This window comes from Acidobacteriaceae bacterium, from assembly GCA_035944135.1.
Taxonomy (GTDB): domain Bacteria; phylum Acidobacteriota; class Terriglobia; order Terriglobales; family Acidobacteriaceae; genus Granulicella.
The window spans coordinates 40,336-56,644 of the sequence record DASZBM010000008.1 but is presented as its reverse complement, the minus strand read 5'-3'; the positions used below and the strand labels follow the sequence as shown (position 1 = coordinate 56,644).

The following is a 16,309-nucleotide window of genomic DNA, read 5'->3' as shown; positions in this document are numbered from 1 at the left end:
AACTATTCGGCAGCGATAAACGCCATTGGAGCGCGCGTCTTACCTTGGTGAACCTGGCAAACAGTATGTGCTGTACAACTTCCTCTTCACCTTCAGCGGAATTTACTGTGAAGCGGATTGCGTGACGTTGTGCTGAGCTAGTGCACATGAATCGCCACAAGCTTGCTTTGCACCGGGACGCCACCCGCTATCCTCGTCCCAATCACCGCTTCGAAAGGTCGGATCGTATCCCCAGGGCCGGCAGCTGCTTTCAAAAGCTGCGCTGCACCACTCGGGGTGCAGGAAAATTCTACGGCCGCCTGGGTTCCGAAAGTTGTGAGTCCGCTGAATATCAGCATCTTACGTCCGGATTCGAGGCCGGGCATGAAGGCCAAAATGGCATAGTCCTGAGTAAGCGGTTGCTCAGCGCGAGAATAGAGAGCGCTCTCTCCCGGTCCCGGATGCCGATTAGCGATTCCTGAGTAACCATCGCCGGCCACGTGAGTGAAATCCGAGTTTGCGTCAATCTCACGCAATGCCGGATTTTCGGAGGCGGCTCCAATAAAGATCAGGTTCCGTCGTCTGGCTTCATCCCAAGTGACCAAAAGGCTGCGTTTCAATGTGAAAGTCGCCCGATGGCCATCAAAAAGCCGGGTCAGTTCATAGACACTGTTTACCTCACCGATACCCGTATATGTCTCATTCGTCGGGGATTCCCCTGCTTGACGGGGATCGCTCACCGAGGAAGACGCACGCAGTCCATCCTTGGAATTTCCGAGGAAAACAGCATTGCTAAAGATGACGAGAGGCGGATCTCCGGTCCAGAACGGACCCCACAAGCGGTCTAACGTCGCGTCACTTTGCGGGCGGTGCCAGCGCATGCCCAACCAAGTCCCGACCGCAAGGAGAGTGGCGAATGCCAAACCAAGTACGAGCCACAAGGTGCGGCGCTTTTTGTGAAGGTCAACTGGCTGGACAGGCTCAGGGTCCAAAGAGGCACGGGCCGGCTCAGGATCGAGTGGGGGAATGCGGTCGATTTCTGGAGGACCTAGAACATTGAGCCTGACTCGGTGTTGGAAGACGGGTCGATAGTGCCCCTTAGGGATTTCAACCGTGATTTCCTCGTCGATGCCCTCATTCTCAAAATACTCAGACAGCTTCCGCCGGAGATGGCGAGCGTAATTTCGAACGATGTTATCTTCGCCGGTGTGGAACGATTGTGGGCGGCCGAGCGCCTGAATACCGATTTGGTACTCGGTGATCTCCTCCTCGCGTCCGCGAAGCTTCCGATCGCAGACGTAGAGAAGAAAGTTGGTCAGGAAAGGTGACCGCACAAAGGCCGGGGACGCAACGATGCGCTGGACAAGAGCCCACTCGTCACCTTCTGGGGCAAGCCGGGCGTCCGCGTCGATTGTATTTTGAATACTGCCCTTGATCATCGCCCCCGCAGTTGGCCCAATGACCGACGCAAGCTCGACATCCATGATCCGCGAAACATACTGATGCCGTCAACGAGGCCCCGCAGGGTCCATTCCACGGTGGAATGGACCCTGGGCCACGTTGTCTCAACTTCCGTCATGTTACTGAAAAACAGAGGCTTGCCCGAAGCAGACCCGTCTCGCCCCGTTCTGCACGGTGATACCACGTTTCTGCGACCATTGCGGCGAGTTATGGTTCTGTTCGCCCCGAAAAGTCCCGCTTGAATGAAGCGTCGCTTATTTCTTGCCGCGCGACAGCGACAGTATGGAGCGTTCGGCCACTTTTCGGCACCTTGAAATCAGACCAATGAACCAACGAATGGAATGCGCTTTTACAAATTTTGGAGGCTTGACTATGAACAGAATTAGTTTTCGCAGCTGGCGATCAGGCATCACCGGGCACTTGGGTGCCCTTGTGCTGCTCATCCTGTCAGCGTGCATGATTCACGCGCAAGTGGCAGGATCAGGAAACATTCAGGGCACGGTAACGGACGCGACAGGAGCTGTTGTGCCCAGCGCTAAGGTAGTTCTCGCCGACTCCGCATCGGGCGTTACGCACGTGACGCAATCGAACAGTGTGGGCGAGTTCCTTTTTCCCAACATGCAGATCGCGACCTACAACCTGAAAGTGACAGCGACCGGATTCGAGACGTTCGAACAGAGGAACATCGTTCTTGAGGTCGGCAGCAGTATTGCGATCAACCCCAAACTGACGATCGGCAAAACCGACGAAACGGTTGAAGTCCACGCTGACGCCCTGGCACTGCAAACCGAGGACACCTCTTTCAAGCAGACCATTGACAAGGCGGCCGTGAATGAGATGCCGCTGAATGGCCGACAGATGACGGCTCTGATTACGCTTTCCGGGGGATCAAGTCCGGCACCGGCAGGCGACTTTACAGGCAGCAAGTACTCTTACCAGACGATCTCCGTCTCCGTCGCAGGCGGCATGGGCAATACCACGGAGTGGAAGCTGGACGGCGGCAATAACAACGACTATATGTCGAACAGCAATCTGCCGTTCCCCTTCCCCGACGCTGTGCAGGAGTTCAGTGTGGAAGCAATCGACCTCGGCGCACGCGGAGGTGGACATTCCGGCGGCCTGGTCAACGTCATCACAAAGTCGGGCACCAACCAGTATCACGGCGACGCATTCGAATTCATCCGCAACAACTTTCTCGATGCCACTAACTTCTTTTCCGCGAGCAAGGATACTCTGCACCAGAATCAGTTCGGCGGAACCTTCGGCGGCCCCGTAATCCCGGGTCACAAGAAGCTCTTCGGCTTCGCCGGCTACCAGCGGACGGTTTCGAAATATTCCACGTCGGTCAACACCATGTACATCCCGACCGCGGCCAACTTGCAGGGCGACTTTTCCGTAACGGATCCGCCCCCTGGATCGGTGAGCAGCTGCGGAAATAGCCCTCAGCAACTTTACGATCCGCTGACGGGCAATCCGATTCCGGGCAATAAGTACGCCTCGCCGCCGGCATTCAATAAGCAGGCGCTAAACCTGATGAAGTACCTGCCGACGGCAAGTTCCCCGGGAGTGGCCTACTTCGACCCCAACTGCGGCGTCGTGAAATTCTCGCTGCCGGGCGCCGTCTTCGACAACCAGTTTGTGACGCGCGCAGACTACTACATCAGTGGGAAACACAGCCTTTACGGCCGTTACATGATCGATGGCTACCAGTTCCCCGCGTTCTTCTTCCCCAATAACATCCTGGTCACATTCCAGGCGCCCGGCCAGTACCAGCGGGTACAGACGGCAGTGGTGGGTGAAACCTGGACCATCTCTCCGAATCTGGTCAATAGCTTCCATGTCTCGGGATCTAAAAGGGTGGACAATCGTGCTCCTGCCCCCGGCATTAACAGCAATACCCTTGGCATCACCCAATACGACCAAATGTCGACCGGTCTAGTGCTCACGGCGTCGACCTCAGGTAAAAACGCCAACTGGAGCACGTATTGCGGAACATGCACCAACGGATTCTTCAATGTCGACAATGAAGGCGTATCTGACGACCTGACCTGGGTGAAAGGAAAGCACCAGGTCGCGATTGGCGGCGAATTTGTACGCGTTCACTTCAACGCCGTGGTCGGATATGACGCGAACGGGAAGTATACGTTCAACGGCGAATATAGTGGCAGCGGCCCCACGGGGCAACTGAACGGCAAGACTGTTTACGGCGACTCAAACCTCGACTTCCTGTGGGGCGCTCTGAGCGCGTTCGATCAAAGCAAGCAGCAGCAGCTTGCTCTCCGGGGCTCGGTTCCGAGTCTTTATATCGAAGACACTTATCATGCCAGCCCGCGCGTGACGGTTGTAGGCGGCATCCGCTGGTCACCGGAGTTCATGCCCTCGGACTACTTCAATCGCGGCACAACATTCGATTACAGCGCTTTCCTGGCCGGCAAAACCAGTTCGGTCTATCCAAACGCGCCGGCAGGTACCTTCTTTTACGGGGACCCCGGGGTGACCAGACAGTTCACCCAGAACTCTCCGTGGCTGTTCGATCCGAACCTCGGAGTCTCGTTGGATCCGTTTGGCCGCGGCAATACGGTTATTCGCGCTGGTGTGGAAATGGCATATGATCTGGCCAATTACTACACGACAAACCGTGTTCACCAGAATCCTCCCTTTGCCACAGACGCTGTTGCCAGCCCCATCGGGCCCATTTGCTTCAGCGAGCCGTGGTTGGCAGGTGGCACCGGCTATGGATGCAACATGGTTGGCGGCAGTAACACCAGCCCCTATCCGCAGCCAGCTCTGCCGACGGCTGCCCAGGCGGTCTTCCCAGCGCAGGCCCAGTACCTCGTACTTCCCAAGCAATTCCATATTTCTGACACTATTCAGTGGACGTTCAGCGTTCAGCACCAGTTCCCACGCGGCTGGCAGGCTCAAATCGACTACATCGGAACCAAAACCAGCCACATGCAGGCTGGTCTTGGCCTCAGTCCGGCGATCTACACACCGGGAACCTGGGGTCCCAATGCGACGGGTTGCGGGCCAGTCGTGACCACCGGCCCTGCGGCCGTCGCCGCCGGGACTACCAATCCAAAGGTTGGCTCTCCCTGCTCGACGACCGCCAATCAGCGAGCGCGCTTCGCTCTGACCGAAGCTAGCCCGATTCAGGGCGATATGTATGCAGGAGGCGCAAGTTCTGCCACCATCGGCGATGTTGCCTGGGCGAACTATAACGGCATGGTAGCTACACTGCAGCACCGCCTATCATCCACCTTCAGCATGCTGTCGAACTACACCTGGTCGAAGTGCCTCAACACTCACGATGCGACCGGGGATACCGGCGGCAATGACGCTACGAATCCATACAACCAGGCCTTGGACTATGGGCGTTGCGGCTCCGACTATCGCAACATCTTCAATACGACATTGGTCGCCACGAGCAGATTTCCGCTCCAGGGCGTGGCTGGCTACCTCGCTAATAACTGGGAACTCGCACCGCTGTTCCATATCATGAGCGGCGCGCCGATCAACGTAACGAGTGGCTCGGATATTTCCCTGACGGACATTGGGAACGATCGTCCGAACCGCGTGCCCGGCGTAAACCCAATCAACCACGTGAAGATCCAGGGTGGAACTACAGCTACGACGCAGGCTACCCGCGGATACCTCAACCCCGCTGCTTTCTGTGCGAACAGCCCAACATCCCTGCCATGCCCCGATCCGGTTGCTCCCGGAACGTATGGAAACCTGAGCAGGAATGCCGTCAACGGACCGATGTTCTTCGAATTCGACGCTCAGCTCTCACGTATCTGGCCAGTAGCCGGAGATCGGTGGAAGTTGGATACTCGACTGGAAGCATTCAATGTCCTCAACCACCCGAACTTCGCCAACCCAAGCTCGAGCAATCCGTCGGGGAGCACATTCGGCACCATCACCTCCACGGCCGGCGGCGCGAGTATCGCGAATATTCCGGCACTAACCGCGAGGGTGTTCCAAGGCTCGGTAAAGATCATCTTCTGAGCTCCGGAACATAAACCAAACGGGGCGCCTTGCAGGTTCGGCGCCCCGTCCCTATCTCTTCGCACACGCTCGAAACGTTCTCGATACTCAAGGCGTGAGCACAAACGTGCAAACAGAGTGAGCTTCGCCCTGTACAGAGAGCAGCGATGTCAAAGTCCCTCCTTATGCATAGCTTCAGAAAATCGATCATCATCGTCATGACATGCTTGCCCCTAGTGGCCGCTGCTGCTGCCAGTGGTCAGTCCACACCGGTGACCCTCGACGGTTCGATCGCTATTCTAGAAAGTGCTCATGAGGCAGCCTCAGTGCGTCACGCGACAGAAGATTTGCGCACCGACTTCGCCAAAGTTTTTGGCCGCGCGCCCCGGCTGACAGATCGCCTAGAGGCCGCAGGCCCGACCGTCCTGTTGATTGCAGAGCGTTCAAGTCTTCCTGCAGGAATCAACTGCGTTGCAAGCAGCGAAACGGAAGCCTTCGCATTCTCTATCGTTAACGTGCAGTTGAACGGACAATCAATACGCGTGGTTTGTCTCACTGGCGCAGATGTGCGTGGAACGATTTACGCAATCTACGAGTTCTCGCAAAAATATCTCGGCGTCGATCCCATGTATTTATGGACGGACAAAGAGCCCCAGAAACATACCTCCATAAAGCTGCCAGTAGACTTCACGCATGCCTATCCCAGCCCGGTTTTCCGCTATCGCGGATTCTTCATCAACGACGAAGATCTACTGACCGGATGGGCACCATCAGCAAAGGGCGAACAGACGGGAATTTCCTTGAAGGCGTGGGATCAGGTTTTCGAGACTATTCTGCGGCTAAAAGGAAACATGGTGGTGCCCGGCTCGTGGATTTTTCCGGACGACGCGCAGGTCCATGCAGCCACCGAGCGCGGACTCATCGTCAACCAGCACCACGCTACGCCGCTCGGAGTAAATTCTGCCCGCTGGCCTGACAATATTCCCTACAATTTCTCGACCCATCCTGAAATATTGGAGCGCGCCTGGAAGAATGCTGTAGCGTCCTACCAGCCTGATGACGAGATATTGTGGACCGTGGGCCTGCGTGGACTTTCGGACCAAAGCTATGCCGAGCTCGATCCAAGTGTCCGCGACAACGATCCTCTGCTCGGGCAGAGGATCAGCCAGGCTATGGTTGAGCAGATCAGGATCGTGCGCGCTCGGTTTCCCGATGCGCACTTCATTACTAATCTGTGGCAGGAAGGCGATCGTCTGATGCGGGAGGGTTATCTGCATATTCCGCCAGAGGTCACCTTGGTATGGGCCGACACTGGCTACGGCGATATGCAGGACGGGGGCAGGGTGGCTTCTGGTCAGGGAGCCTATATTCACGTAGCCATGATGAACTCCCACGCCAACCAGCTTTCCGAATTGGTGTCAGTAAAGACGCTTCAGTCGGAACTTGGGCGATACATTCAGAAGGGCGCGACTGCATTCCTTCTCGTGAACACCAGCGACATTCGGCCTGTGGCCATGACAGCCCGTGCAGCGATGGACATTGGCTGGGGCGGAGTGTCTAAAGAAACGACCGACGGCGATGGGGCCTATTACCGCAGCTGGGCTCAAGAGGAGTTTGGCTCCAAGTCAGTCGCCGCCTTGGAGCACCTATACAAGGACTACTTTGCGGCGCCAGCGCTGCGTAGGCCCATATCGGTCGGAGCAGAGAGTACTGCCCCAAGGTTCTTGGGCGACCAGCATTACCATACCGATGCCCGCTATTTGATTCTTGAATCGCTCAGTGGTCATCAGGTGGCGTCCCTGGGTGGGCAGTCGCCCCGATGGTCCAGGCCGGGATTGGTCAACTTCCACGGCGATCAGGCGTTCCGGGCAATGCTCGACGCAGATATTGAAGATTGTCTTGCAGCGCAGCCGCGCTGGGACGCTGTCTGGAATGAGGCTGTCGCGGCGGAGAAGCTCGTCGACCTCGACCGGCGAAATTACTACCAGGCCCAGGTGCTCACTATGATTGCAATCAATCGCCAGAGTAACCGCATGCTTCTGGACGTGGCGCGCGCCGTCCAAGATGCCGGCGACCACCCCGAGAAGGCACGCAGCGAAGTCGCTAACGCGCTTATTTCTCTCGATTCGATCCAGCAATCCATGTCCGCCGCTGAATACGGCAAATGGAAAAATTGGTATCGAGGAGACTGGTTGACCAACGTATACCGTACTCGGACACTTGTGGAGGCCTATGCAGATCACCTCAACAATCCCCTGGCGCCATTGCCTCCTCCGTTGGTTTGGAATAGCTGGGAAGCATACTTCCACATCATGGGATATGAGGATGATCGGTCGGTCGATGTGCACTAAGCAGAACAAAGAGGGGGCGATGGAAAAACCAGTGCTGGCTATGAACAGTGTTTCCCTCGATAAATTAACAAGACCCTCACATTTCCAATCTACTTTCCTTCACAACAGCAACTTAGACACGGGCAGGAACGACACAAAGGAAGATATTCAATGAATCGCCGCCACTTTCTTATCAGCGCGTCCGTCGCGAGCGCGCTCTATCCGCTCCGCAGCTGGGCAACTCGTCTCCAATCGCCGTTCAGGATTTCCGTGATCAACGACGAGATTTCGCAGGATTTCGATCATGCGTGTTCGGTAGCAGCCAACGATTTCGGCATGAACTGGATTGAGCTGCGCTCGATGTGGGGTAAGAACGTATGCGAGCTCAGCGACGACCAAGTAGCGGATGCGAAGAAGATCTTAGCGAAGTACAACCTGCAGGTGACCGATATAGCGAGCCCGCTGTTCAAGACCGACTGGCCGGACGCACCGAAATCCAAGTACGGCGCCAAGGGCGATACATTTCGAGCAGCCGACACCACGTTCAAGCAGCAGGAAGAACTTCTTGAGCGGTGCATCGCGCTGGCAAAACAGTTCGGGACCAATAAAGTGCGCTGCTTCGACTTCTGGCGAATCGACGACGTGACTCCATATCGCGCGGCAATTGACGCCAAGCTGCGTGAAGCTGCAGAGGCGTGCGGCAAACAGGGTGTCTTGCTGGTACTGGAAAACGAATTTGAGTGCAACACCGCAACCGGCCGCGAGGCCGCAAGGTTGCTGAACTCCGTAAAGACGCCGCACCTTGCACTTAACTGGGATCCCGCGAATGCGGTCATGCGCGGGGAGCTGGACGCATTTCCAGGCGGCTGGAATCTGCTGCCGAAAGACCGCATTCACCACTGTCATTGCAAGAACGCGCAGAAGAATGCCGACGGGAAAATTGTATGGGCGCCGGTGGATGTGGGATACATCGACTGGGCTGCGCAGTTCCGTGCTCTTAAGAGCATCGGCTACCGCGACGCTGTGAGCCTGGAGACACATTGGCGTGGCGCCGGCACCGCGGAGCAATCATCTCGGATCAGTTGGGCCGGAATGAAAAAAGAACTGCAGACCGCCGGAGCCATTTAGCTCTTTTCGGAAAGTTCCCAGGCGACAGTTCCCTCTACGCACAAGAAGGAGTCTTTCTGAAATGAAGATCGAGCGGCAATACGCTCGGCTGGGTGGCGGCTGGCTTCTGTTACCCGCTCTCTTGTGCGCTACGGTTCTGGGCCGGGCGCAGGCGCCGCTCTACGCCGCAGCAACGGAGCCGTACCGTTTTATCGCGGCACACGGTCGTCGAGCAGCGATCTTTGGATACGCCGGGAGAAGCCTTGAATTCTGGGGCTATCCGTTTCAGATTCTCGATCGTTACACTGTCGATTTTCAGCAGATTGGAAGCCCAACCATCCTGAAGGGCTCAAATCTGCTCACCAGCATCGAGGTTGGCCCAGACAAGGTCGTTCGTCTCTGGACGGGACCAGGGTTCAAAGTGAGCGAGACCGATTTTGTGCCGCTCGATGAGCCGGATGCGATTGTGCGTTACGAAGTTACCGGCGTTAGACCAGTGAACATCGTCGTCCGATGGCGGCCGGAGCTAGATCTGATGTGGCCCGCATCGGCGGGTGGGCAGGGTGTGCAATGGAGCGATGCGCTCAAGGGCTACCTGATTTCCGAATCTACCTACGGGTACAAAGCTGTGCTTGCCTCGGCGGAGATCGAGGAGCACCAGCCGATCGTCAACAACGTGCGGCGCGAAACCCTGACCCAGACCTTCACTCTTCGCCCCAAACCGCACTCCGACGGTAAATCCAGTGCCACAGTTTATGTGGCGCTTGTATCGCCGGAGAATGATCCGCAGGTGGCTGTCCACCAACTTGAGGAACACGCGGCAAAGTTCGCTCAGGACGCGGAGGAGGATCTCCAGAAGTGGAAATCGGATTCGGTTTCGATCACCACGCCGGACAAGGACATCAATCGCGCTCTCGCCTGGGCAGATACAGATCTCGACCAGGCCTGGGCGTGTGATCCGAAGATCGGCTGTGGCGCAGTGGCCGGATTTGGGCCGTCGCGTCCGATAAGAAGACCGCAATATGACTGGTTTTTTGCCGGAGACGGAATGATCGCTGCGGATGCGATGCTGGCCGCGGGTCACAACAGCAGAGCGAAGGAGGAGCTGGAATTTATTCTTCGTTACCAAAGCGCCGCGAACGGAATGATCTGGCATGAGATTCCGCAGAGTGCCGGATTTCTGGACTGGGCAAACAACCCCTATCTCTACATCCACCCCGACGTGTCACTCCAGTTTCTCTCTACATTGGCTCGTTACTACGCGGCAACTGGCGATGTCGAATTCCTGAACAGTCACTGGTCCGCCATTCACAATGCGTTCCAATACTGCAAATCCCTGCTGTCTCCTCAAACGGGACTGCCCCTTATTCCCGCAGGGAAGACGGGGCCCAATGAGCAGGACCGAATGCTGGACGATCAGGGAATGTCGGCCAGCTGGGTGGCTGCGGCGGAGAGCTACGCTCAACTGGCCCACGCGACCGGGCACACGGACGAGGCGGATCTGGCCGCTCGGCTGAGCCAGCGCGCACGCGCTTCCTTTCCCTCGCGATACTGGGATGCTACGCAGCATTTCTGGATCAGCGGCTACGACGTCTCCGGCCGCGCAATGACGGTAAAGCGCAGCGGGCCTTCCGCAGCCTTGAAGGAGCATCTTTTTTCTCCAGAACAGGAGAGCGCGATGCTCGATAGGTTGGCGGGACCTGCTTTTCAAAGCGACTGGGGCACGCGCAGCCTGGCTGCGGGTTCGCCTAACTACGACCCGAATTCCTACTCGAAGGGAAGCGTCTCCGCCCTGCACACGGCACAGACCGCGGTCGCGTTCTGGGATGCACATCGTCCGCTGGCCGCTTGGCAGATTTGGAGCGGACTCGTCCCTTGGTCGTCGATGGATTCTCCGGGCTACATGGAGGAAGTACTGGCCGGTGACGTTTTTCAGCCGCAGGTTGAGTCTGTCCCCCAGCAGACGTGGTCGTCAGCGGGGTTGCTGGATTCAGCGATTTCCGGATTGCTGGGCGTTGTCATCGACGCCCCTGCAAACCGGCTCACTCTGGCACCGCATCGGTTTCCGGGGGGAGGCGCGGTAAGCATTGCGCACCTGCGTGCAGCTGGTGCGTCGGTCTCCGCGACGATTCAATGGCAGAGCCAGAGCATTGAGGCGACCCTCACCAATGACGGAAATCCGGTTCACCTTGAATTCGCGCCAGAAATTCCGCTGGGCGCCTCCCACTTAGTCGTGGATGTAAACGGGAAGCGAGCAGCCACCGCGATCAAATCATGGGATGAGGAGCAGGAGGCCCGAATAGAATTCGTGCTGCCGCATGGCGTCACACGATGCCGGTTTCAATACTCTGGCGGCGCGTGGATTGAGGTTCCACGTGCCGAACCGCTGCCCGGAGACGTCAGCCGCCAGCTTCGCATCCGCCAGGTTGCATTGCACGGGATGGAGCTCGTAATCGAGGCAGACATTCGAGTAGGAACCGAATCGTCGTTGAACCTAGAAACGCCTTGGCGCATCGTCGATGTGGAGGGCGGTTCAGCGAACGCGCTCTCCACCACCCGCACGGAGATTCACTTTACGCCGGCAACGGCTCCGAGCGGAACGGACCAGTACGTCCCCGCGCGGTTGCGCATTCGGTTTCAGTAACCCTAATCGGAGCCATGGTTGAATGCCAGTGATTTTGGAAAGCACTGTTTACCTACGATCCTCCGGAGGCAAGAAGAGGAAGCCTATGCGCCTTTCGATCTTGGGTCTCGGCCCTCTTATCGTTCTCCTGATTTCCGGTCCCACCCCTGACCTAGCCGCCCAACTCGCGCCAGCTCAACCCGCGAGTCAGGCTGGCGTGCGCAGCATCCCGGCCGCCGACAATCCGGCGGCTGACCCCAAAGCCGAAGTTGTGATGGGCAACGCTCGTTTTACAGTGCTGACGCCGGAACTCGTTCGTATGGAATGGTCCGCCAACGGCAAATTCGAAGATCACGCGTCATTCGCTTTTATCAATCGCCGCATGCCGGTGCCGAAGTTCGAAGAGAGCGTCGATAGCAGCCGCACAAAACTGATTATCACGACCAGCACACTGACGCTCCGCTATACGGCGTCAGGCGATGGGCACTTCACGGCAGACAATCTCTCCATTTCGGTTACGGTCGATGGCAAGCCGGTCATCTGGCATCCAGGACTCTCCGATCCCCAGAATCTGCTCGGCACTACGCGAACGCTCGACGGTGCACGCGGAAGCCACACCAAGGAACCCATCGAGGAGGGCCTGATTTCGCGCGCGGGTTGGGCGCTCGTGGATGATTCGACCCGCCCACTCTTCGACTCCTCCGACTTCCGCTTCCTCAAGGGCGAGAAGAGCCCGTGGCCATGGGTCATGGAGCGGCCTGAGAACGAAAGATCCGGATCCTATGTGGACTGGTACTTTTTCGGCTATGGCCACGATTACCGTAAGGCTCTCGGCGACTTTGTCCGTGTAGCAGGTCGGATCCCGCTACCTCCGCGGTTTGCGTTCGGCGTGTGGTGGTCACGCTACTGGGCTTATAGCGATCAGGAGTTCAACGACCTGGTGCACGGATTCCGTGAGAACGATACTCCGCTGGACGTTCTAGTGATCGACATGGACTGGCACATCAACAATGAAGAGCTCCAGGAGATGGGTAAAACCGATCAATCGGGTCAGAGACTCGGCTGGACCGGGTACACATGGAACAAGCTGCTCTTCCCTGATCCCGACGCGTTCTTGAAGAACCTGCACGACGATGGCTTGAAGATCACCATGAATTTACATCCGGCGTCGGGCATTCAACCATGGGAACAGGCCTATCCCGTAATGGCGCAAGCCATGGGTATCGATTCAGCCACGAAAAAATATGTTCCCTTCGACCCGACAGATAAGCAGTGGGCGACGAAATACTTCGATCTCGTGCTGCATCCGCTGGAAAAACAGGGCGTGGATTTCTGGTGGCTCGACTGGCAGCAGCAACAGTACACAAAGCTGCCCGGCGTGATGCCCACCTGGTGGTTGAATTACCTGCACTTTACCGATCAGCAGCGCGAAGGTAAGCGTCCGCTGCTCTTTCATCGCTGGGGCGGGCTCGGCAACCACCGTTACCAGATCGGCTTTTCCGGCGATACAGTCTCAGTGTGGGATTCGCTTGCATTCCAGCCTTGGTTCACTGCAACCGCTAGCAACGTTGGCTACGCATACTGGAGTCACGATATCGGCGGCCACATGCCGGGTGCTGTGGATCCTGAGCTTTACACGCGGTGGGTCCAGTTCGGCGCCTTCAGCCCCGTCCTGCGCACCCATACCACCAAGAACCCCGATGCCGAGCGCCGCATCTGGGCCTATCCCGAGCCCTACTCCGCGGTTCTTCGTTCCACGTTCCAACTTCGTCACGCGCTGCAACCATACCTGTATACCGAGGCCCGACGCACCTACGACACAGGCGTAGCCTTCTTCCATCCCCTCTACTACGACTGGCCTGAGGACGACCCAGCTTACACGACCAAGAACGAATACTTGTTTGGCGACCAGATGCTCGCCGCCCCAGTGACGATGCCGGCTGATCCTGTATCTGGTCTCGCGACAGAGAAGGTTTGGCTCCCGAAGGGTAATTGGATTGAATGGCCCACTGGAACGCATTTCACAGGGCCGACATTCGTCGAGCGTTCGTTTTCCATCGACCAGATCCCCATTTATGTCCGCCAGGGTGCAATCGTACCCATGCAGCCGCCAATGCAGTACACCGGCCAAAAGCCCGTCGATCCGCTCATTGTCAACGTATGGCCGCTGCTTCCTGGGACATCATCCAGCTACTCCGTCTATGAAGACTCTGGCGCGTCAGTCGACTATCAGTACGGTGTATTTAGTCGCACTCCTATCAAGGCCACGCAAACCGGCGACGTGCTGCGCGTCCAAATCGGACCCATCCAAGGTGGTTATCCGGGCATGTTGAAAAGCCGCGCCTACGAGTTATGCCTGCCTGATGACTGGCCGCCAGCGTCAGTCATTGTGAACGGCATACCAGTAAAGCATAGCGCGCCCGGCAAGACTGGCTGGTCTTTCGAAGGCAACACCCTTACCACCGTCATTCCTGTTCGAAGCAACAGTGTTGCGTCGCAGGTGACAGTTGAGGTGCGGCGGGCTGTCGGTCTTGTTGCTCGTCGAACTGAGTTAGATGGTTTCGCTGGCGCCATGACTCGTCTGCGCGGTGTCTACGATTCCCTGCAGCAGACCTTTCCGATCAGCTCCGCACCCGATCCTCTGATAGATGTCATGCAAACCGGCGACCGTCTGAGCTACCACCCCGAACAGGCCATAGAAGAGATTGCACACTTCAAGGCGGCTCTGCCCCAGGCCGAGAACTCAGTAGCAGAAACAGCTGCTGGGTTTGGTAGGCGTCTCAACGATACGAGCCGCCATCTCGGCGGCAGCGACCAGGTGCCCGGAAACCTCGCTCAAGAGCGCGAGCGCCGTCTGCATTCGATGGACCGCGCGCAAGCTCTTATGCAGGAGGCGGCTCGGCAACAAAATCATGCAGACGGACATAACCAATAAAGATCCCGTAGGGGCGAATTAGAGGAATAGCTGGGTTGCCACGATATCTACGGGTTCTAACGAGGTCACTCCTCCGGCCGTCTTCGGACGGCCGTTTTTTTGAATGGATAGCTCCCTCGAAGCTACGCCGAGTCGCCGACGGGCCGCTGGCAACCAGCAGTTCCTCAGGACGGCAGAACAAATCCGAGGATACGAGCGGCGCGCCTGCAATTCTCGGAGCTGCTTGTCCGCGGGCCGACACAGCAACGGATACTACCAAGCGACATTGTCCGCCCACGTCTCATCACTCGTCGGACCGACTAGGCTTGTGATCGAACGTGTTCGCTAGAGACAACTGAGCAAGCGAAAAAACCGCGGACCAATTTTCAGTTCTGTTTTCGGGAGGGTGCAATCGAACCCATCAGCATCCAACTTCGGGTCACAAAGGAATGGACAACGCCGTAAACCTAAGATTCTATTCTGGTTTATGGCGGGGACGACGGGGCTCGAACCCGCGACCTCTGCCGTGACAGGGCAGCGCTCTAACCAACTGAGCTACGTCCCCAAGCTGGATTACCAACTCGGATAATTGTTGCGATTGATTCAGCTTTCGCGCTCAAGCGCAGCTCAACACAATCGCAGCAACAGGTTTGAGTTTATCAGAATTTCGAGAGGCGCGTCCCGCTGGAGACCAGATTTCCTGCCGGGTGCATTTTGTCGCTCCATCATGTTTGCTGATCGCGCTTGCGCGAGACCTGCGCGGGCTTCACCACCATGGTCTCCTGCATCTCGATCAGTCCCGTCCCCGCGAGCTCCTTGAGCTTTTCCATCAATTGCTCGACCTTCTCAGGCGTCTCGATAAACTCGACCTTCAGCGGCAGTCGGTCCGATATCTCGACAAAGCTGCTCGAATGCATATGATGGTCTGCCCCAAAACCGGCAACCCCCTTCAAAACGGTCGCTCCCGAAACTCCATGGAAGAACAGGTAATCCAGAATCGCCGAATAAACGGACACACCATGCCGCGTCGATCCGTCGCTGAGATAGATGGAGACCTTGATAGCTTTTCCGGCAGACAACATATCCCTCCTTGTCGAGATGTGAAAGTTCGGCTAGGCGCCTGGCTGTGCGGCGCTAAGGAATCATTTTCGCCAGCGTCAGCCCGCACCATGCGGCTATCAGCCCCAGCATCACACTCAGGCACAGGTACAGTCCAGCAATCAGAAAGGCTCCGAGCTGCAGGTTCGAGAGGATCTCCCACTCAAACGTCGAGAAGGTACTGTACGCTCCAACAAAACCGACGGGGATCAAATACCTCCACGCCGGCGTCAGTTCAATATGCCTGCCAAGGTACTCCAACGAAAAGCCAATGATAAGGCAGGCGGTTATGTTGATAATGAACGTCCCGTACGGGAATCGTGTTCCCATCCTGCTCGCTACAGCCGACCCCACCCAGAACCGCGTGATCGATCCCAGCGCTCCGCCAAGTGCAACCCAAAAGTATTTCTGCACGCTTCGCCTCTCCTATCCTTCCAGCCCCATGCGCAAAAAGGCCGTCGGGAGCATCTGCTCCTCTTGCGTCCTAATTGTTCTTGGGAACTCAGGCGAGTCACTCCACGACAGAGTTCCCTGTCAGGAGTCATCAGCACTCCGTTTCGGAGCGCGGTTAGGGCGGATTCCATCGCCGCAATCAGCAGAACACAGAATCGTCCTTGCGGCAACCCAATCACTCGGGCCGCTTGTGGCCGGTTCTGTGCGAGAGCATCGAAGTGGTGGGCAGAGAGGGACTCGAACCCCCGACATCCTGCTTGTAAGGCAGGCGCTCTAACCAACTGAGCTATCCGCCCTTCGCCGCTCGATCTTCAGTGTAGGCGATAGAGGGCGCGAGCTCCAAACTCAGCCAGACCACCG

8 protein-coding genes, 2 tRNA genes and 1 riboswitch are annotated in these 16,309 nt (G+C 57.2%); of the genes, 5 read left to right on the top strand and 5 right to left on the bottom strand.

The window, feature by feature from the left end:
- Nucleotides 1–137: 137 nt before the first annotated feature.
- The gene (locus tag VGU25_12890) at nt 138–1,463 is read right to left on the bottom strand and encodes a hypothetical protein (protein ID HEV2578098.1); all 1,326 of its coding nucleotides are present in this window, start codon (nt 1,461–1,463) and stop codon (nt 138–140) included.
- A gap of 349 nt (nt 1,464–1,812) precedes the next feature.
- Between VGU25_12890 and VGU25_12885 the strand changes: the two genes are divergently transcribed.
- The 5 genes from VGU25_12885 to VGU25_12865 all read left to right on the top strand — a co-directional run bounded on the left by VGU25_12885 (nt 1,813) and on the right by VGU25_12865 (nt 14,419).
- Nucleotides 1,813–5,445, top strand: a complete 3,633-nt coding sequence (locus VGU25_12885) for a carboxypeptidase-like regulatory domain-containing protein (GenBank protein HEV2578097.1) — start codon at nt 1,813–1,815, stop codon at nt 5,443–5,445.
- 146 nt (nt 5,446–5,591) lie between these two features.
- Nucleotides 5,592–7,775 (top strand): glycosyl hydrolase 115 family protein, encoded by a 2,184-nt coding sequence (locus tag VGU25_12880; GenBank protein HEV2578096.1) that lies wholly within the window; start codon nt 5,592–5,594, stop codon nt 7,773–7,775.
- Nucleotides 7,776–8,024: 249 nt separating this feature from the next.
- Nucleotides 8,025–8,882 carry a sugar phosphate isomerase/epimerase family protein gene (locus VGU25_12875; GenBank protein HEV2578095.1) on the top strand — a complete coding sequence of 286 codons (858 nt, stop codon included), beginning with the start codon at nt 8,025–8,027 and terminating at the stop codon, nt 8,880–8,882.
- A gap of 61 nt (nt 8,883–8,943) precedes the next feature.
- Nucleotides 8,944–11,505, top strand: coding sequence for a hypothetical protein (locus tag VGU25_12870; GenBank protein HEV2578094.1), 2,562 nt, complete (start codon nt 8,944–8,946; stop codon nt 11,503–11,505).
- Nucleotides 11,506–11,590: 85 nt separating this feature from the next.
- Entirely contained in the window at nt 11,591–14,419 is a 2,829-nt protein-coding gene (locus VGU25_12865) for a TIM-barrel domain-containing protein (GenBank protein HEV2578093.1), read from the top strand.
- Between the two features lie 467 nt (nt 14,420–14,886).
- Here the strand turns inward: VGU25_12865 and VGU25_12860 are convergent.
- The 4 genes from VGU25_12860 to VGU25_12845 form a co-directional block, all read right to left on the bottom strand.
- A tRNA-Asp gene (locus VGU25_12860) sits at nt 14,887–14,963 on the bottom strand.
- Between the two features lie 160 nt (nt 14,964–15,123).
- Nucleotides 15,124–15,480, bottom strand: a complete 357-nt coding sequence (locus tag VGU25_12855; GenBank protein HEV2578092.1) for a DUF190 domain-containing protein — start codon at nt 15,478–15,480, stop codon at nt 15,124–15,126.
- Nucleotides 15,481–15,532: 52 nt separating this feature from the next.
- Nucleotides 15,533–15,910 (bottom strand): fluoride efflux transporter CrcB, encoded by a 378-nt coding sequence (gene crcB, locus VGU25_12850; GenBank protein ID HEV2578091.1) that lies wholly within the window; start codon nt 15,908–15,910, stop codon nt 15,533–15,535.
- Between the two features lie 114 nt (nt 15,911–16,024).
- A riboswitch (Fluoride riboswitch) is annotated at nt 16,025–16,093 on the bottom strand.
- A 75-nt stretch (nt 16,094–16,168) separates the two neighbouring features.
- Nucleotides 16,169–16,245, bottom strand: a tRNA-Val gene (locus VGU25_12845).
- Nucleotides 16,246–16,309: the final 64 nt, after the last annotated feature.

Excerpts from the sequence above, each read along its gene's own strand:
- VGU25_12870 (HEV2578094.1), top strand. The coding sequence starts at position 8,944 with ATGAAGATCGAGCGGCAATACGCTCGGCTGGGTGGCGGCTGGCTTCTG.
- VGU25_12880 (HEV2578096.1), top strand. The coding sequence starts at position 5,592 with ATGTCAAAGTCCCTCCTTATGCATAGCTTCAGAAAATCGATCATCATC.
- VGU25_12865 (HEV2578093.1), top strand. The coding sequence starts at position 11,591 with ATGCGCCTTTCGATCTTGGGTCTCGGCCCTCTTATCGTTCTCCTGATT.
- VGU25_12890 (HEV2578098.1), bottom strand. The coding sequence starts at position 1,463 with ATGGATGTCGAGCTTGCGTCGGTCATTGGGCCAACTGCGGGGGCGATG.
- VGU25_12885 (HEV2578097.1), top strand. The coding sequence starts at position 1,813 with ATGAACAGAATTAGTTTTCGCAGCTGGCGATCAGGCATCACCGGGCAC.
- VGU25_12855 (HEV2578092.1), bottom strand. The coding sequence starts at position 15,480 with ATGTTGTCTGCCGGAAAAGCTATCAAGGTCTCCATCTATCTCAGCGAC.